This is a genomic window from Vibrio sp. R12-SG2-ISO1 (genome assembly GCF_059834045.1).
Genome location: NZ_JCBDGO010000008.1, coordinates 51,067 through 68,790 on the forward strand (window position 1 = coordinate 51,067; position 17,724 = coordinate 68,790).

Here is a 17,724-nt window from a genome sequence, read left to right on the forward strand (position 1 = left end):
TAGCTTATCGGTTGTCGAGGATAAAACGGCGAAGGGCCTCTAATTTCATCGGGCGGGCAAAGTGATAACCTTGGAAGACATCACAACCGAGACGCCTCAACACCCCCGCTTCCTCTTCTGATTCAATCCCCTCGGCGACCGTTTCCATCCCCAATTTTTGCACCATGCCTAACACGCCAGCCAGCATAGAATAAGAGGACTCGCTCACCAACATATCTGAGACAAAACTCTTATCGATTTTGACTTCGTCAATTGGGAAATGTTTAAGTACACTCAGTGAAGAGTAACCGGTACCAAAATCATCCAATGAGACACGTATCTGCTCGGCTTTTAGGGCATTGAGCAAGGCACAAATGCGCTCAAAATCGTCGGCTAAGACGCTCTCCGTGATCTCAACAATCAACCGGTGTTTGTTAAAGCGTCGCTCCTCAATCGCCTGTTCCAACATTGGAATAAATTGCATACTTTGAAACTGCTTAACGGAAACATTGATCGCGACATCAAGCTCCACCTGCAAAGCCTCAAATAGCTCAGAGAGCTCGGCTAACGTGCGGCGCACGATAAACTCACCGAGCTCGTTCATATAGCCACAGTTTTCAGCCACAGGGATGAATTTATCCGGTGGTACAAAACCCAGTTCAGGGTGCTCCCAACGTACTAACGCCTCAACCCCTTTAAGCGTTTTACTTGAGGTAAATTGCGGCTGATACATCATATAAATCTCATCGCGCTCAATCGCGCGTTTGAGTTCGAGTTCAATTTTACTCTTATCTAGGTGCTCAGTGAGAAAGCGCGGCTGGTAAAACACAATCCCGTTGCGTGTCTGTTTAGCGTGTGACATCGCCAGTTCGGCGTTGCGCTTGACCGCTTCTGCATCGACATCGTCTTGACCGGATGAGGCGACGCTGATGCTGCAACTTAACACAATCTCGTAGTCACGATAGAGGAACGCTTGGGTAAAACAGCTTCGGCAAAGATCAATCGTGGCATCGAGCGCTTCTCTGTCTAACGTATGTGCCACCACAACAAATTCGTCACTACCAGAGCGAAACACCGCGTGCTTTTCACCGACACTAGCCACTAAGCGATTGGCGATGTTTTTCAGCACCGCATCCCCTGCGGGGTTACCAAAGTTGTCATTAACCAATTTAAAACTGTCGACATTGATACACAGCAGGCTATAGCGAGCGTGCTTATCCAACCCCGATAAATAACGCTCGAGACTATAGCGATTGGCAATGCCGGTTAAATAGTCATGGTTCGCTTGGTGAGCAAGCTCCTGCTGTTTGTGTAGCTCGCTGCGCGCAATATTGCGAAACAGGAAAAACATCACAGCAACGGCCACCAAATAGAGGCCAATGATGTTGGGCAGTTTTTCGAAAAAGCGCGCCAAGATAACGCTCTTTTTCACTTCTGTGGTGATCCACAATTCGTATTTGTTGATGTAGGCACTGGCGGCGTAGGATTGACGGGATGGGTAGGTCAATTCGTTGATGTGGACTTGGTTACTTTGCTTTATTGCTTCATAACTCAGCCCGGTAGTTTTTTCTAGACGCCGCACGCTGTCATCGATCGCCTCTTGCGACACTTGATGAAGATAGGCTTGCGGATCATAAATCTGCTCCATTGGCGCAATCTGGAAGTAGCGATCATTTTCACGAAATAAGAAGGTATCAAAGCTGTGGCTTTCCATCTCAGTTTTGTTGGTCAAGAAGTACTCAAAACCACCTTTGAGTGAGATAGAAATGGACAAGACAAACTTAGGCACACCCTTTTCGTCACGAATGGCTTTGCGAAAAGGGATAATAAGCTCGCCAATGTCTTTATGAAAATAGGTACGCCCGATCACCGCTTCGTCACTTGCGAGGGTTTTCTCGAAAGTCAATTTGGTTTCAGGATTATCGCGCAGGTAGTTGGTGTGCCCATCCACCATTCGCGGCGAACTCGTCAGCGGATAGCCCTCTACATCAAACAGCGCCAGCGCTAAAATGGTTTTTTCAATCCCGGTGGTATCGTCGAGCACGGCATTGATATGCTCGAGATCGTGCTCAAAATCCAATCGTGCTAATTCACTGCCGACAATATCTAAGATGGTTTGGTACTGGGTGAGGGATGACTTGAATGCGTGCGCGGTCAAACGAGTGAGATTAACTTGCGATTGAGTAATATCTTCATAGGAGTCTTGGTAAGACATATAGGCAGCGATCGCGCTTATCACTGACCATAGAGCCAGAATAAAATAAAACGCTAACCAAATATTTTTTTTAATCAATGCCATACGTCTAAGATCCCTGACAACCTGCGACTCTAATTTCTGTTCTGTTTAAGGATAGTGTAAAGCGTCACTGCTCACCGACCTAAAATAGAGCGAACACTCTATACGATTCTCTGTCTCTCTTCACCTATCACAATTGATATAAGTATCAGTTTTCACTCTAAAGTTAAGGTTAGTCATAAATTGATGAAAAAAAAGCAGCCTAACTCGGCTGCTTTCACAAATTGAACAATGGCATCAATCAATAGACGTATCAGTGATACCTACACATTAACAACTGTGGTATCAACGCTGACGGGTATTTTTACGAGGCGCTTGCTCGGTTGCGCCTTTGCGTGGCTTACGGCGTGCAGGGTTGTTGCTACGACCACCGCCGCTGTTGACACGCTCTTCATGACGTTTCACGGCACGACGAATCTTCTGGCTGCGTGAGCGCTCACGTTTGCGTGAAGTGTTGGCTTTGTTCTCATCCAACATGGTTTCTTTCTCAGGGCGAAGTTCTACCAATTCACGCAGGTAGTTCACTTCTTTGAGATCCAGTTCCATCCAACCGCCACGAGGCAGTTTTTTGTCGAGGAAGATATCACCATAGCGCACACGTTTCAGGCGGCTAACGGTACAGTCCTGAGACTCCCACAAACGACGAACTTCGCGGTTTCGACCTTCGTTGATCACCACATAGAAGGTGTGGTTCATACCTTCACCACCCGCGTAAACCACATCCTCAAAACGGGCTAAACCGTCTTCGAGTTGAACACCACGAACCAAGTTTTTCACTTTGTCTTCGTTCACTTCGCCGAAGACTCGTACAAGGTACTCACGTTCCACTTGACGGCTTGGGTGCATCAGACGGTTGGCAAGCTCTCCATCGGTAGTAAACAACAGCAGACCCGAGGTGTTGGCATCCAGACGCCCTACCGAGATCCAACGTGAACCACGGATCTTAGGCAAACGGTCAAATACAGTGCGACGACCTTCAGGGTCATGACGAGTACACAATTCGCCTTCCGGCTTGTAGTACGCTAGTACGCGACAAATCACTTCTTCTTGCGCTTTAGCGTTGACAGTGTGGCCGTCGATACGAACGATGGCGTTCTCATCTTCTAGTCGCTCACCAAGTCTAGCGACAACGCCATTGACGCTCACGCGGCCAGCTTTGATTAAAGCTTCTAACTCGCGTCGCGATCCATGACCAGCTCGTGCTAAAACTTTCTGTAATTTTTCGTTCATTGATTTACCTATGTGTCGTCTTCACAGACGTCGAAATAAAAAAGTGCGACCCAAAAATCGCGGCCGCGTATTATCTCAAAATCCTTGCCAAAGATCACGTTTTTTTGATCACTCAAACGGCTCCGGATCCCCTGCGCCGATGCGCGCGATGACTGGGTCACCATCACTGAAATCGACCACTGTGGTCGGCTGTTCGCCTAGGTATCCACCGTTTAGGATCACATCCACTGCATGCTCTAACTTATCACGAATGTCTTCCGGGTCTGACTCAGTGTGCTGGTTACCCGGCAAGATAAGCGAGGTCGACATCAAAGGCTCGCCTAACGCTTCGAGTAAATCCAGAGCAATGCGATTGTCAGGAACACGAATACCGATGGTTTTTCGCTTAGCGTTCATCAAACGGCGTGGGACTTCTTTCGTGCCTTTGAAGATAAAGGTGTACGGACCCGGTGTATTGTTTTTCAACAAGCGAAAGGCGGTGTTATCCACTCGAGCATAAAGCGACAACTCAGAGAGATCTCGACACAGTAGTGTAAAGTTGTGCTTCTCATCCAAACGGCGAATTTGACAAATACGTTCAAGTGCCTGTTTGTTTTCAAGTTGGCAGCCAAGCGCATAACCAGAATCGGTAGGGTAAACCACAACCCCGCCGTTACGAATAATGGCGACCGCTTGGGTAATCAAGCGCGCTTGTGGGTTTTCTGGGTGAACATAAAAAAACTGGCTCATAATAATCCTCAATATCGAGTCTCACGACTCTATAACACATCATGTTTAGTCAAGGCCTGTAAGGTCATCAGCGGGCGATAAACCCCACTCTTTCCATACTGGTTCGACGCCAGAAGGCAGCCATAGATTGCGCCCCAGTTCCATCCAAGGAGAAGGATAATGGAAGTCGCTGCCTTGGGAAGCTAATAGTTTGTATTGTATAGCATAATCGGCCAAATTGCGTCTTTCTTGTTGGCTTTGTTGTGGCTGAGCCACTTCCATCGCATCGCCGTTGGCTTCCACAAACGCCGACAACAACCGTTTTAGCCATTTGGCCGTTAAGTCATAGCGACCGGGGTGAGCGAGCACCGCTTGACCACCCGCAGCGTGAATGGCCTCTACCGCCTCAGACATTGAGCACCAACTGGGCGGCACGTAGCCGGGATTACCGCGTGTTAGATATTTTTTAAACACCTGTTGCATCGTCTTCGCAAAACCATTATCCACTAACCACTTGGCAAAATGCGCGCGAGTGATGGGCGCGTCGCCCGCAATGGCACTCACCTCTTCAAATATGCCTTCGCGGGTCGCTTTTTCTAAACGCTGCGCAATGAGCTGAGCTCGACCGACGCGGTGTTGCTGTTGCTGCTCAATCAACTGGGTTAGTGACGAGGCATCAGGATCAATATTCAACCCGACAATATGAATGTCTTTGTTCTGCCATACGGTAGAGATCTCGATTCCATTGATTAAGGCAATGGGCAGCGCTTGCTCTTTGATGTAGGCGCGGGCAGGTGCGAGCGCCTCAACCGTATCGTGGTCAGTGATCGCCAATACGTCAATGTTAAAGCCTAGCGCTCGGTCGATCAGTTCAGTGACGCTGAGTCGACCGTCTGAGGCAGTGGTATGGCTGTGTAAATCAATTCTCATATTTTCATTTTTTTGGTTGACTTTTTATCTTTGCACTAGTTAACTAGTACACAAATTCAGAGTCGTTGAGTTAGCTCGCTAACCGGCAAAACGTTAAGGCGCACTATTTTTTAGTCAAGGCACACTATGTTACAAGAAATTAACCTAAATCAGAATGTGAAAATGATCGCTACCGATGCGATTCGCGTTCTGGTGGATACGATTTTTTGTTTGCCAACCACGTTTGCAACGCACGTTATGGTGTGGTGGCGCACTTGGCTACAGGCTAAGTGGGCAGTTGCACGTAAGTAATCGATTCTTCATCGTGTCATAGCCCGCTCCAATGCGGGCTTTTTGTTGTTTACAATTCTGGTTTAAGTGTTTAAAGAGTAGGCATTTTTTGCCAAATCTCGATTGGGTAAACCGATGCTTTATGCCACTATGGCACCAGGATATAAGAATGAATAAGGAGGTCTTGTGAACAAGGCCATTGAAATTAAAAAGCTAGGTCAACTTGATATCATTCAAGACAGTGCGCCGTATACCAAAGACCCGACGCAGCTTTTCCACACCTTGTGTGAGAACAAAACAGATAGCCTGCTGCTTGAATCGGCAGAAATCGACTCGAAGCAAAACCTGAAAAGCTTGCTGATTGTTGACTCGGCAGTGCGCATCGTCTGTATGGGCCACAGTGTTACCTTCACTGCTCTCACAGCCAACGGCGAGCACCTACTTAACCATCTTCGCCACAATATTCGTGACACGATTCAACACCAAGCGACCCCAACCACGCTGACGCTGCATTTTGAGGCGCCGTGCGACACACTCGATGAGGACTCTCGTCTGCGCGAAGCATCGTCGTTCGATGCGTTACGTTTGATCCAACATAGCTTCGATCTCAAAGCGCACGATCAGCACGCTCTGTTTCTTGGCGGTTTATTTGCCTATGACTTGGTCGCCAATTTTGAGCCACTCGGTGATGCAACCCAAGCCAACCAATGTCCTGACTACGTCTTCTATGTGGCTGAAACTCTGTTGGTTGTCGACCACCAACGCGAAAGCTGCGAACTTCAAGCGACCCTATTTGCCAACGAGAGTGAAGCGCCGACGCTGCGCGCTCGTCTCGAGGCGATCAAAAGCCAGTGCCAAGCACTAAAACCTTTGCCTGAGGCAAAAAAATTGGCTCAAGTCGATGCCGTACCAAGCGTCAGCGATGATGATTTCTGTCAGACCGTACGCGATCTTAAAGAGTACGTCGTTAAGGGTGATGTGTTTCAAGTGGTGCCGTCGCGACGATTTACCTTACCCTGCCCTTCTCCACTGGCGGCGTACAAGGCACTCAAAGAGAGCAACCCAAGCCCTTACATGTTCTACATGCAAGATGAACTCTTCACTTTGTTTGGCGCCTCACCTGAAAGTGCATTGAAATACGAAACCCACACCAACCAGGTCGAGATTTACCCTATTGCCGGCACCCGCCGTCGCGGTAAACGCGCAAGCGGCGAGATTGATTTTGACCTCGATAGCCGAATTGAACTGGAGCTGCGCACAGACAAAAAAGAGAACGCCGAACACATGATGTTGGTGGATCTGGCGCGCAACGATGTCGCTCGCATCAGTGCAGCGGGGACACGCCACGTCGCCGATCTCCTCAAAGTGGACCGTTACAGCCACGTGATGCACCTCGTGTCACGCGTGGTCGGCCAACTGCGCAGCGACCTTGATGCGCTGCATGCCTACCAAGCGTGCATGAACATGGGCACCCTCACTGGCGCGCCTAAAATTCGCGCTATGCAATTGATTCGCGATGTCGAAGGCGCCAGGCGCGGCAGCTATGGCGGTGCCGTCGGCTACCTAACTGGCGAAGGGACGCTCGATACCTGTATCGTTATTCGCTCGGCCTACGTTGAGAATGGTATTGCACAAGTCCAAGCGGGGGCTGGTGTGGTGTTTGATTCTGACCCACAAGCTGAAGCCGACGAAACCCGTGGCAAAGCACAGGCGGTAATTGCCGCTATTCAAGCGGCTCATAAGGAGTAATCTCATGGCGAACATCGTATTTATTGATAACTTCGACTCCTTTACCTACAACTTGGTTGACCAATTTCGTTCACTAGGTCACTCCGTCAAAATTTATCGCAACCACATTGCGGCCGAGGTGATTGAGCAAGCCGTTCATCAACTCGACAACCCAGTGGTGTTGCTGTCACCAGGTCCGGGGGCGCCGTCCGAAGCTGGCTCAATGCCAGAACTGATTACACGCCTAAAAGGCCAAGTACCGATGATCGGCATTTGCCTTGGCCACCAAGCGATTGTTGAAGCCTATGGTGGCGTTGTGGAAGGTGCGGGAGACATCGTTCATGGCAAGGTCTCAATGATGTCACATCAAAAGCACGCGACCTACGCAAACTTACCGTCACCGCTTGCCATCGCTCGTTACCACTCTTTAGTGGCCACCAAGGTGCCTGAGACGTTGACGGTCACGGCAGAAGTGGATGACTTAGTGATGTCGGTGGTTCAAGAAGAGGATAAAGTGTGTGGATTCCAGTTCCACCCAGAGTCGATTATGACGACTTATGGCGCCACACTGCTCGCCAACGCGATTGACTGGGCACTTGAGAAACAACACGGATAAGAATGGGAGAAGCACAATGGAAGCCATCATCAACAAACTGTATGACCAAATCTCACTGACGCAAGCTGAAAGCCAACAACTGTTTGATGTCATTATCCGTGGCGAACTGGATCCGATCTTAATGGCCGCAGCGCTAACAGCGCTAAAAATCAAAGGGGAAACACCCGATGAGATTGCTGGTGCGGCCAAAGCTCTGCTGGCGAACGCCAATCCGTTCCCACGTCCAGACTACGATTTTGCCGACATTGTCGGCACCGGTGGCGACGGTCACGACACCATCAATATTTCGACCACCGCAGCATTCGTCGCCGCTGCGTGTGGACTAAAAGTGGCCAAACACGGCAACCGCAGCGTATCGAGCAAATCTGGCTCATCAGATTTACTCGACTCGTTTGGTATTAATCTCGCGATGAGCGCAGAAGAGACCCGTAAAGCGGTGGATGAACTCGGCGTCGCCTTCCTGTTCGCGCCGCAATATCACGGCGGCGTGCGTCATGCGATGCCGGTGCGCCAAACGATGAAAACTCGCACCATCTTTAATATTTTAGGCCCACTGATTAACCCAGCCCGCCCCAACATCGAATTGATGGGCGTGTACAGTGAAGAACTGGTTCGTCCTATTGCGGAAACCATGTTACAAATGGGAATGAAGCGCGCGGCCGTGGTGCACGGCAGTGGCTTGGATGAAGTGGCCATTCATGGCCCGACAACAGTGGCTGAGATCAAAGAGGGGCAAATCATTGAATACACTCTTACTCCTGCGGATTTTGGCTTAGGTGAACACCCGCTAGAGGCGATTAAAGGTGGCTCGCCACAGGAAAACCAAGCCATCATTACCGATATGCTCACCGGGAAAGGCACAGAGGCGCAACTCGGGGCGGTCGCGGCAAACGTTGCGTTGTTGATGCGCTTATTTGGCCACGACGATCTCAAAGCCAACACTCAACAAGCCATCGAGGCAATGAATTCCGGTAAAGCGTTTGAGCTTGTTCAACGTCTTGCCGCCCATGCTTAAGGAATAGAGACCATGACTGACGTCAACACACCTTCAACGGAGCAACTCTCCGAACACGTCTCACAGCAAGAAGCACAAATGGCGGAAGTGCTGGCTAAGATCGTACGTGATAAGTACCAGTGGGTCGCAGAGCGCAAAGTCGCCGAGCCTCTGAGCACATTTCAGTCAGCACTCGAGCCTTCTGACCGTAGCTTTTATGACGCGTTAAGCAGTGAACAGACGGTGTTCATTACCGAATGCAAAAAGGCATCACCATCGAAAGGGCTGATCCGCGATGATTTCAATCTGGACTACATCGCCTCTGTCTACGACAAGCATGCCAATGCTATCTCGGTACTGACCGATGAGAAATACTTCCAAGGCAGCTTCGATTTTCTGCCTCAAGTGCGCCGCCAAGTGAGACAACCCGTGTTGTGTAAAGACTTTATGGTCGACAGCTACCAAGTCTACTTAGCTCGCCATTACAGCGCAGATGCGGTTCTTCTGATGCTCTCGGTACTTAATGACGAGCAATACAAAACCTTGGAGTCGGCGGCTCATAGCCTCAACATGGGCGTGTTGACCGAGGTGAGCAACGAAGAAGAGTTGAGCCGTGCCGTTCACTTGGGTGCCCGCGTCATTGGCATCAACAACCGTAATTTGCGCGACCTGAGCACCGATCTTAGTCGCACGAAAGCACTGGCGCCGACGCTGCGCGAACTTGCGCCAGACGCCATTATCATCTCGGAATCAGGCATTTATACCCACCAGCAAGTCCGTGATCTGGCCCACTACGCCGATGGCTTTTTGATTGGCAGTTCTTTAATGGCTGAAGAAGATCTTGAGCTGGCGGTGCGCAAAGTCACCCTAGGTGAAAACAAGGTGTGTGGCCTCACTCACCCAGATGATGCCGCTAAAGCGTACCACGCTGGCGCCGTGTTTGGCGGGCTGATTTTTGTCGAAACGTCTCCACGTTATGTCGACCTTGAAACCGCACGCTTAACCATGAGCGGCGCGCCTTTACGCTATGTCGGCGTGTTTCAAAACCAGCCGCTTGATAGCGTTGCTGAGCGCGTACAATCACTCGGTTTAAGCGCGGTGCAGTTACACGGCGATGAAGATGAAGGCTACGTGAGCGAGCTGAAAGCCGCACTGCCAGAAGGGGTTGAGATTTGGAAAGCGTACGGCATTAAAGATTCGCTCCCGACGCTTATCGCACAGGGAGTGGATCGTCATCTGTTGGACACCAAAGTGGGCAGCCAGACAGGCGGCACCGGTCTGGTGTTCAACTGGTCACTGATTAACAACCCTGAGCGCATCATGCTCGCCGGTGGAATCACCCCATTTAACGCCCAAAAAGCGGCCTCACAGGGCTGCCTCGGATTGGATCTCAATTCAGGGGTAGAAAGCGAGCCGGGTAAAAAAGATCAAGAGAAGCTGCAACAAGCGTTTGCAGCCATTAGACATTACTGATTGCGCGAGCAATCGCGACAACATAGATAGGAATTACATCATGGCAAAACTCGACGCCTACTTTGGTGAATATGGCGGTCAATATGTCCCTCAAATCCTAGTCCCTGCACTTGAACAACTTGAGCAAGCCTTTATTGACGCGCAGCAGGATGATGACTTTCGCAGTGAGTTTATGTCTCTGCTGCAAGAGTATGCAGGACGCCCAACCGCACTCACCTTAACGCGCAACCTCACCAAAGGTACCAAGACAAAGCTGTACCTGAAACGTGAAGATTTACTTCACGGCGGCGCGCATAAAACCAACCAAGTGTTGGGTCAAGCTCTGCTCGCCAAACGCATGGGTAAGGACGAGATCATCGCCGAAACAGGCGCGGGTCAACATGGGGTTGCCACCGCGTTAGCTTGCGCACTACTTGGTCTTAAGTGTCGCGTCTACATGGGGGCCAAAGATGTCGAACGTCAAAGCCCGAACGTGTTTCGCATGAAATTGATGGGCGCAGAGGTGATTCCCGTCCATTCTGGTTCATCGACCCTGAAAGATGCGTGTAATGAAGCGCTGCGTGACTGGTCTGGCTCCTACGAAACCGCGCATTACCTCTTGGGTACGGCGGCAGGCCCGCACCCCTTCCCGACCATTGTACGTGAATTCCAGCGCATGATCGGCGAAGAGACCAAAAACCAGATTCTTGCCCGCGAAGGGCGCTTGCCTGATGCCGTGATTGCCTGTGTAGGCGGCGGTTCAAACGCTATCGGCATGTTTGCAGACTTTATTGAAGAAGAGAGCGTTCGCCTTATCGGTGTGGAACCTGCAGGCAAAGGCATCGATACGGACCAACACGGCGCACCGCTCAAACACGGTAAAACCGGCATTTTCTTTGGCATGAAAGCGCCTCTGATGCAAGACGAGCACGGACAAGTCGAAGAGTCCTACTCAGTATCGGCTGGCTTGGATTTCCCATCGGTTGGTCCTCAGCACGCGCACCTCAATGCGATTGGCCGAGCGGAGTACGACAACGTCACTGACGACGAAGCCCTTGACGCTTTCCAAGAACTCGCTCGCCATGAAGGTATCATTCCTGCGCTCGAGTCCTCGCATGCCCTCGCTCATGCGCTGCGAATGGCGCGAGAAAATCCAGAAAAAGAACAGTTGTTGGTCGTCAACCTATCCGGTCGTGGGGATAAAGACATTTTCACTGTGCACGCCCTATTAGAAGAAAAAGGAGTGATCTAATGAGCCGTTATCAAAACATGTTTGCGCGACTCGCTGAACGTAACCAAGGCGCATTTGTCCCCTTCGTCACAGTCTGTGATCCAAACCCTGAGCAATCCCTGCGCATTATGCAGACCCTTGTCGAATCAGGTGCGGATGCGCTAGAGCTTGGCTTTCCGTTTTCAGATCCGCTGGCCGATGGCCCGACCATTCAAGGGGCCAACATTCGTGCCCTTGATGCCGGTGCGACACCCGATCTCTGTTTTGAGCAAATCGGCAAAATTCGCGCGCAATACCCTGAGCTACCGATCGGTCTGTTGATGTATGCCAACCTCGTCTACGCACGCGGTATTGAGCATTTTTACCAACGCTGTGCCCAAGTAGGCATTGATTCGGTATTGATCGCCGACGTTCCCACCAATGAAAGTGCCGAGTTTGTCGCCGCCGCGGAGAAATTTGGTGTACACCCGATTTTCATCGCCCCGCCGACCGCCAGTGACGAAACGTTGAAGCAGGTGGCTAGCCTAGGGGGTGGTTATACCTATTTGCTCTCACGTGCCGGGGTCACCGGTGCAGAAACCAAAGCGAACATGCCCGTTGATCATATGCTGGATAAACTGCGCCAGTTCGATGCGCCACCGGCGTTACTCGGTTTCGGTATTTCGCAGCCTAGTCAGGTCAAACAAGCGCTCGATGCCGGTGCAGCAGGCGCGATCTCAGGGTCGGCCGTGGTAAAAATCATCGAAACAAACCGCGAAGATTGTGAAAAAATGTTAACGGAACTCGCCACTTTCACTCGCGAGATGAAAGCGGCCACACAGCGCTAACCCCTTTCCGTTTTACTTTCTATGAAGTCGGTTTCTCATTTTTGTGAGAAACCGAACATTTCATTAACAAAACAAACAACCCCTCCAATCAATCATTCCAGACCAAGTTATTCGCCAAGTCATTATATTTACCATTAAACCGAAACAAGCAAACGTTTGCTTTGTTGTGAAAACTTGTCGTTTATCAATAAATTTGTATTTTATTCCTCCGATCACTCCCTCCGACTATTGCCAATTGTAAAAATTACGTGTAAAAAACCTCACGATATTATTATCCAAAGATAAGTTTTCACTTAGAGGGTAATTCTAGGATTTTATAATTTATTAGCACAGAGGTTATGGAAGTGTTAAAAGAAAAGAGTTTGCTAAGCAACATCGGCGTGCAAGTCGTGATTGCAATGATCGTTGGTACTGCCGTTGGTGCCATGATGGGTGATGGTGCGACAGTATTTGCGCCTCTTGGTGCCATCTTTATCAACCTAATCAAGATGCTCGTGATCCCATTGGTCGCTGTGGCATTGATCTCAGGGGCTGCGGGTCTGGGCAACAGTTCAAATGCAGGTAAAGTGGGCATCACCACACTGGCCTACTTCGGCCTGACCTCTGCCGCTGCCGTTGCGCTTGCTTTGGTAATGGGTGAAGTCTTCAAACCGGGTTTAGGCATTGATGTCTCTGGTGTTGAAGGCATGTTCTCAGCTGAGTACGCTTCAAAGGGTGAACTTCCAACTTTCTGGGCAACCGTCACTGGTATGATCCCAACCAACGTTTTCCAATCACTCAATGACGCGAACATCCTTCAGATCCTTGTGTTCTGTCTGTTCTTTGGTATTGCGATTTCGAAGCAAGCGAAAGAGCGCCGCGAACCTATCATCAATGGCGTAAACTGCATTGTTGATGCAATGGTTTGGATGATCAACAAAGTGATGATCATCGCTCCTATTGGTGTATTTGGTCTGATGGCTGAAGCGGTCGGTACGTTTGGATTTGGCGCGCTCATGGTGGTATTCAAGCTATTCGTTGTCTACGTTGCCGCGATTCTTATCTTCGGTTTCATTGCCTACCCGCTGATGGTTCACATCTTCACGAAGACATCTGCGAAGAAGTTCCTAGTTGCAATGAAGAAGCCACAAGCGGTAGCACTGTCAACTGCCTCTTCAATGGCGACACTACCCGTCACCATGGACACCGTGGAGCACGAGCTGGGTGTGAAAAACTCAACGGCATCATTCGTACTGCCGCTGGGTGCGACCATCAACATGTCTGGTAACGCCATTTACTACGGCTTGGTGGCCATCTTCTTCGCACAACTGTTCAATATTGACCTATCGATGGGTGCATACATTGCGATCATCGTCACGTCAACCTTAGGTGCAGTGGGCCAAGCGGGCGTACCGGGTCCATCATTCCTTGTGGTTGCTGTTCTGCTTGCGGCGGGTATTCCAATCGAAGGTCTACCACTGCTGTTCGCTTTAGACCGTATTTTTGACATGATTCGTACTGCGCTTAACATCACAGGTGATGCCGCGTGTGCGGTTATCGTTGATGCATTGGTTGAAGAAGAGAAACAGCAAGAGCTGCAAAAGCAAGAAGCTTAATCGCAAGCCACTCGCTATTCATTGTCCAACGGCCTCATTACGAGGCCGTTTTGTTATCTTGAAGATTGCCGGTTGGAGAGCGATTTCACCAGGTTTAATAGCGCTTTAAAGTCAGGATCTCGGCAATCTTTCACCAGTTCATAGAGCGCCATTTCCACACTAGTCAGCGCTATACCGCTTCGCGCTATCTTCTCTACCGCCAACTGCTTGTTGCTCATCGTTCGCGATGATGTGGCGTCCACCACAAGATGAGGTTCCCACCCCAAGCGCTTAAGCCCAAGCACTGTTTGATAGACGCAAATGTGCGTCTCTATGCCACACACTAACCACTGGGTTCGAGCGCTTTGATTGAGAGCCTCCACCACCGCTGGCTCAGCATTGGCGTCAAATGTCCATTTTACCAATGGTTGATGCGGGGTTAAGGCGGCTTGAAGCTCAGGCGTGGTCTTACCCAATTTATCTGGGTGTTGCTCGACCCAGACAATAGGCAGCGCTAGCGTTTTCGCCGCTTCCACTAACGCAAGACAATGCGCTATCAGCGAATCACTCTCTTGTACAAGACGCGCTAACTCACCTTGCACATCGATGATCAGCAACCCCGTGGTCGCCTTGTTCAACATCAGCGGTGGTTGGTTAGTCATGCCTGTTCCTTATCGGTTCGAGTCACTCACATGGCACCACTGTGACCCATTTTGCTCATGATTGGAAACCTCTTTGATCACACTTTTCACTACCCCTCAACCTCTCACAAAAAATCCGCCACAAAAAAACCGCTCCGAAGAGCGGTTTGTGAAACCTAGATTAGATAACAAGAGTTACGCTAAATCAAAACGATCCGCGTTCATAACTTTGGTCCACGCCGCGACGAAATCCTTAACCAATTTCTCTTGGTTATCGTCTTGTGCGTACACCTCAGCGTAAGCGCGCAGGATAGAGTTAGAACCAAAGACTAAGTCAACGCGTGTGGCTGTCCACTTAGTTTCGCCTGTCTTACGGTCATTGATGTGGTACAGGTTGCGACCTTTCGGCTCCCAACTGTAGGCCATATCCGTTAGATTAACGAAGAAGTCGTTGGTCAGTGCTCCGACACGGTCAGTAAACACACCATGCTCAGTACCAGCGTGATTAGTGCCAATAACGCGCAGACCGCCAAGCAGTACTGTCATTTCTGGCGCGGTTAGGCCCATCAACTGAGCTCGGTCGAGCAGCATTTCTTCTGGGTTCACCACGTAGTGTTTCTTCTGCCAGTTACGGAAACCATCCGCCAAAGGCTCCAGCACGTCGAAAGACTCCACATCCGTCATCGCATCAGTCGCATCACCTCGACCCGGTGCAAACGGAACAGGCACATTGAACCCAGCCGCTTTAATCGCTTTTTCTACACCGACATTACCGGCAAGTACGATGGTATCCGCAACACTAGCGCCAAACTGCGCAGCAAGCGGTTCTAGCACCGCCAGTACCTTGGCTAAACGCTCAGGCTCGTTGCCTTCCCAGTTATTTTGTGGAGCAAGGCGGATACGCGCACCGTTTGCACCGCCACGGTTATCCGAACCACGGAAAGTACGAGCGCTATCCCAAGCCGTTGTCACCAATTCACTGACGCTCAGGTTGCTTGCTTCGATCGCCGCTTTCAAACCCGCAACATCGTAGTCGGATTTCCCTGCTGGGATTGGGTCTTGCCAAATTAAATCTTCCGCTGGAACATCAGGGCCAAAGTAACGTGCTTTCGGGCCAAGATCGCGGTGGGTTAACTTGAACCATGCTCTAGCAAATACTTCATCGAAATAGGCAGGATCTTTGTGGAAACGCTCAGAAATCTTACGGTACTCAGGATCCACTTTCAGCGCCATATCAGCGTCTGTCATCATTGGATTGTAACGTTTTGATGAGTCTTCCACATCGACAGGCTTATCTTCTTCTGCGATATCCACCGGCTCCCACTGCCACGCGCCAGCTGGGCTCTTGGTGAGCTGCCACTCGTACTTAAACAGCAAATCAAAGTAGCCGTCGTCCCATTGGGTTGGGTTGGTTGTCCAGGCGCCTTCGATACCACTGGTCACTGTGTTGCGACCGATGCCCCGCGACTTGTGGTTCATCCAGCCCATGCCTTGCTCTTCAAGACCTGCTGCTTCTGGATCTGGACCAAGCTCGCCAGCGTCGCCGTTACCATGCGCTTTACCGACGGTGTGTCCACCTGCCGTCAGTGCCACTGTCTCTTCATCATTCATCGCCATACGAGCAAACGTCACGCGCATATCTTGAGCGGTTTTCAGTGGATCTGGGTTGCCATCGACCCCTTCTGGGTTAACGTAAATAAGGCCCATCATTACCGCAGCCAATGGGTTTTCAAGATCACGCTCACCGGAGTAACGGCTATTCTCTGAGCCAGATGGCGCTAGCCACTCTTGCTCGCTACCCCAATAGATGTCTTTTTCTGGGTGCCAAATGTCTTCACGACCAAAGGCAAAACCAAAGGTCTTAAAGCCCATTGATTCATACGCCATATTACCGGCAAGAATCATCAAATCCGCCCAGCTGATTTTGTTGCCGTATTTGCGTTTGATTGGCCAAAGTAAGCGACGTGCTTTGTCTAGGTTGGCGTTATCTGGCCAAGAGTTGAGTGGTGCAAAGCGCTGGTTACCGGTCGAACCGCCCCCGCGACCGTCCTCGGTACGGTAGCTACCTGCTGAGTGCCACGCCATACGAATCATCAAGCCACCATAGTGTCCCCAGTCTGCAGGCCACCACTCTTGGCTGTTGGTCATCAAAGCTTTTAAATCTTGTTTAAGCGCGTCTACGTCGAGTTTTTTGAGCTCTTCTCGATAGTTGAAATCCGCGCCGAGAGGATTCGTTTTGCTGTCATGTTGATGCAAGATGTCTAGGTTCAACGCCTTTGGCCACCACGCGACATTGGATGAACTGGCATCGGTATGGCTACCGTGCATGACCGGACATTGACCAGCCCCTTGAGTGCTTTGATCTTTCATTGCTTATCCCTTTCTTGCTTTTATGTATTTGTTCCTAAACCACATCTATGTTGGCAGGGGCACTAAAAACCCTATTTGATCTAAATCAAAAACACAGCCTGACGTTGTGTAGGAATTGCTTGAATTGACACAGGAAGCATAGAAAAGATTTGTCTATTTCACGAGGTTATTTCGCCTATATATTCAATCGTCAAAACCTATGGTTTTAAGTTATGCCGTTTTAAGAGTGCGACAAGTCCAAAAGAAAACAGAAAGTATAACAACAAAAAAAAGCGGCCAATTTGGCCGCCTCGATCATTGGGTCATTAAAGACTGGATAAACAAAGATTATAGGAAGTTCAACGACGCCGTTAGAGAGAACACGCCCATGTCTTCTTTATCCATTTTGTAGTTCTCATATTTGGCACCGACAGTGAGCGGGCCAAAGATTTGGTAGTCTGCACCCACACCAAGCATGATGTCGTAGCCATCATCTTCTAGTGCTGCGTTGCTTGAAGATTGCTCCCAAGAGTGCACGCCGGCTTTACCATACACTTGAAGGGGACCAAGATTGATGCTTGGTTTTGCCGCAAAGTAAACGTTGTCTAGTTTGACCTTTGAAGTACCCGTCTCAAACTCACCAAGATTGTTATAGCCCGCCTCAAGGCCAATAAAAGGCAAAATACCCGTACCGACATGAACATTGTACGCCGTTGAACTATCTCCTAAGAAATCCGAGTTACCGACTGAAGCGCCGCCGTAAATCCATGAGTCTGCTGACGCGGTCGCTGATGCCCCAATCAAAGCGAGCGCTAGTAGTGTTTTTTTCATAATTAACCTTCTCTCGTTTAAAAAGGTAATGGAGAGTAGCAAGCGGCAATCCATTACCTGTCAATCGT

Annotated in this window: 15 protein-coding genes; 8 read left to right on the forward strand and 7 right to left on the reverse strand. The window is 50.0% G+C overall.

Annotation, left to right across the window (positions count from 1 at the left end):
• Window positions 1-4: 4 nt before the first annotated feature.
• From AC6R10_RS05685 to rnm, 4 genes are all read right to left on the reverse strand, one after another.
• Window positions 5-2,278, reverse strand: coding sequence for a bifunctional diguanylate cyclase/phosphodiesterase (locus AC6R10_RS05685; protein ID WP_500671729.1), 2,274 nt, complete (start codon window positions 2,276-2,278; stop codon window positions 5-7).
• Between the two features lie 282 nt (window positions 2,279-2,560).
• Complete coding sequence (gene rluB, locus AC6R10_RS05690; RefSeq protein WP_500671730.1) at window positions 2,561-3,505, reverse strand: 23S rRNA pseudouridine(2605) synthase RluB; 945 nt, start codon at window positions 3,503-3,505, stop codon at window positions 2,561-2,563.
• 108 nt (window positions 3,506-3,613) lie between these two features.
• A complete protein-coding gene (locus tag AC6R10_RS05695) occupies window positions 3,614-4,234 on the reverse strand; it encodes an L-threonylcarbamoyladenylate synthase (RefSeq protein ID WP_500671731.1) in 621 nt (206 codons plus the stop codon).
• Window positions 4,235-4,279: 45 nt separating this feature from the next.
• Window positions 4,280-5,143 (reverse strand): RNase RNM, encoded by an 864-nt coding sequence (rnm, locus tag AC6R10_RS05700; RefSeq protein ID WP_500671732.1) that lies wholly within the window; start codon window positions 5,141-5,143, stop codon window positions 4,280-4,282.
• Between the two features lie 126 nt (window positions 5,144-5,269).
• Between rnm and AC6R10_RS05705 the strand changes: the two genes are divergently transcribed.
• From AC6R10_RS05705 to AC6R10_RS05740, 8 genes are all read left to right on the forward strand, one after another.
• Complete coding sequence (locus tag AC6R10_RS05705; protein WP_500633792.1) at window positions 5,270-5,434, forward strand: hypothetical protein; 165 nt, start codon at window positions 5,270-5,272, stop codon at window positions 5,432-5,434.
• 165 nt (window positions 5,435-5,599) lie between these two features.
• A complete protein-coding gene (locus AC6R10_RS05710; protein WP_500671733.1) occupies window positions 5,600-7,162 on the forward strand; it encodes an anthranilate synthase component 1 in 1,563 nt (520 codons plus the stop codon).
• 4 nt (window positions 7,163-7,166) lie between these two features.
• The gene (locus AC6R10_RS05715) at window positions 7,167-7,757 is read left to right on the forward strand and encodes an aminodeoxychorismate/anthranilate synthase component II (RefSeq protein WP_500671734.1); all 591 of its coding nucleotides are present in this window, start codon (window positions 7,167-7,169) and stop codon (window positions 7,755-7,757) included.
• Between the two features lie 16 nt (window positions 7,758-7,773).
• Window positions 7,774-8,772, forward strand: a complete 999-nt coding sequence (gene trpD / locus AC6R10_RS05720; protein ID WP_334552441.1) for an anthranilate phosphoribosyltransferase — start codon at window positions 7,774-7,776, stop codon at window positions 8,770-8,772.
• Window positions 8,773-8,784: 12 nt separating this feature from the next.
• Window positions 8,785-10,224, forward strand: a complete 1,440-nt coding sequence (gene trpCF, locus AC6R10_RS05725) for a bifunctional indole-3-glycerol-phosphate synthase TrpC/phosphoribosylanthranilate isomerase TrpF (protein ID WP_500671735.1) — start codon at window positions 8,785-8,787, stop codon at window positions 10,222-10,224.
• A gap of 40 nt (window positions 10,225-10,264) precedes the next feature.
• Window positions 10,265-11,455, forward strand: a complete 1,191-nt coding sequence (trpB, locus tag AC6R10_RS05730; RefSeq protein WP_334552443.1) for a tryptophan synthase subunit beta — start codon at window positions 10,265-10,267, stop codon at window positions 11,453-11,455.
• Entirely contained in the window at window positions 11,455-12,261 is an 807-nt protein-coding gene (gene trpA / locus AC6R10_RS05735; protein WP_500671736.1) for a tryptophan synthase subunit alpha, read from the forward strand. Before trpB ends, trpA begins: the two co-directional genes overlap by 1 nt.
• Window positions 12,262-12,599: 338 nt before the next feature.
• Window positions 12,600-13,856, forward strand: a complete 1,257-nt coding sequence (locus AC6R10_RS05740) for a dicarboxylate/amino acid:cation symporter (RefSeq protein ID WP_500633786.1) — start codon at window positions 12,600-12,602, stop codon at window positions 13,854-13,856.
• A gap of 53 nt (window positions 13,857-13,909) precedes the next feature.
• Here AC6R10_RS05740 and AC6R10_RS05745 read toward each other — a convergent pair whose 3' ends face one another.
• The 3 genes from AC6R10_RS05745 to AC6R10_RS05755 form a co-directional block, all read right to left on the reverse strand.
• The gene (locus tag AC6R10_RS05745; protein WP_500672015.1) at window positions 13,910-14,476 is read right to left on the reverse strand and encodes an isochorismatase family protein; all 567 of its coding nucleotides are present in this window, start codon (window positions 14,474-14,476) and stop codon (window positions 13,910-13,912) included.
• Window positions 14,477-14,671: 195 nt separating this feature from the next.
• Entirely contained in the window at window positions 14,672-16,846 is a 2,175-nt protein-coding gene (katG, locus tag AC6R10_RS05750; protein ID WP_500671737.1) for a catalase/peroxidase HPI, read from the reverse strand.
• A gap of 327 nt (window positions 16,847-17,173) precedes the next feature.
• Complete coding sequence (locus AC6R10_RS05755; RefSeq protein WP_487901182.1) at window positions 17,174-17,656, reverse strand: outer membrane beta-barrel protein; 483 nt, start codon at window positions 17,654-17,656, stop codon at window positions 17,174-17,176.
• Window positions 17,657-17,724: the final 68 nt, after the last annotated feature.

Coding starts and splice junctions, on each gene's coding strand:
- AC6R10_RS05685 (WP_500671729.1), bottom strand. CDS start 2,278: ATGGCATTGATTAAAAAAAATATTTGGTTAGCGTTTTATTTTATTCTG.
- rluB (WP_500671730.1), bottom strand. CDS start 3,505: ATGAACGAAAAATTACAGAAAGTTTTAGCACGAGCTGGTCATGGATCG.
- AC6R10_RS05695 (WP_500671731.1), bottom strand. CDS start 4,234: ATGAGCCAGTTTTTTTATGTTCACCCAGAAAACCCACAAGCGCGCTTG.
- rnm (WP_500671732.1), bottom strand. CDS start 5,143: ATGAGAATTGATTTACACAGCCATACCACTGCCTCAGACGGTCGACTC.
- AC6R10_RS05705 (WP_500633792.1), top strand. CDS start 5,270: ATGTTACAAGAAATTAACCTAAATCAGAATGTGAAAATGATCGCTACC.
- AC6R10_RS05715 (WP_500671734.1), top strand. CDS start 7,167: ATGGCGAACATCGTATTTATTGATAACTTCGACTCCTTTACCTACAAC.
- trpD (WP_334552441.1), top strand. CDS start 7,774: ATGGAAGCCATCATCAACAAACTGTATGACCAAATCTCACTGACGCAA.
- trpCF (WP_500671735.1), top strand. CDS start 8,785: ATGACTGACGTCAACACACCTTCAACGGAGCAACTCTCCGAACACGTC.
- trpB (WP_334552443.1), top strand. CDS start 10,265: ATGGCAAAACTCGACGCCTACTTTGGTGAATATGGCGGTCAATATGTC.
- trpA (WP_500671736.1), top strand. CDS start 11,455: ATGAGCCGTTATCAAAACATGTTTGCGCGACTCGCTGAACGTAACCAA.
- AC6R10_RS05740 (WP_500633786.1), top strand. CDS start 12,600: ATGGAAGTGTTAAAAGAAAAGAGTTTGCTAAGCAACATCGGCGTGCAA.
- AC6R10_RS05745 (WP_500672015.1), bottom strand. CDS start 14,476: ATGTTGAACAAGGCGACCACGGGGTTGCTGATCATCGATGTGCAAGGT.
- katG (WP_500671737.1), bottom strand. CDS start 16,846: ATGAAAGATCAAAGCACTCAAGGGGCTGGTCAATGTCCGGTCATGCAC.
- AC6R10_RS05755 (WP_487901182.1), bottom strand. CDS start 17,656: ATGAAAAAAACACTACTAGCGCTCGCTTTGATTGGGGCATCAGCGACC.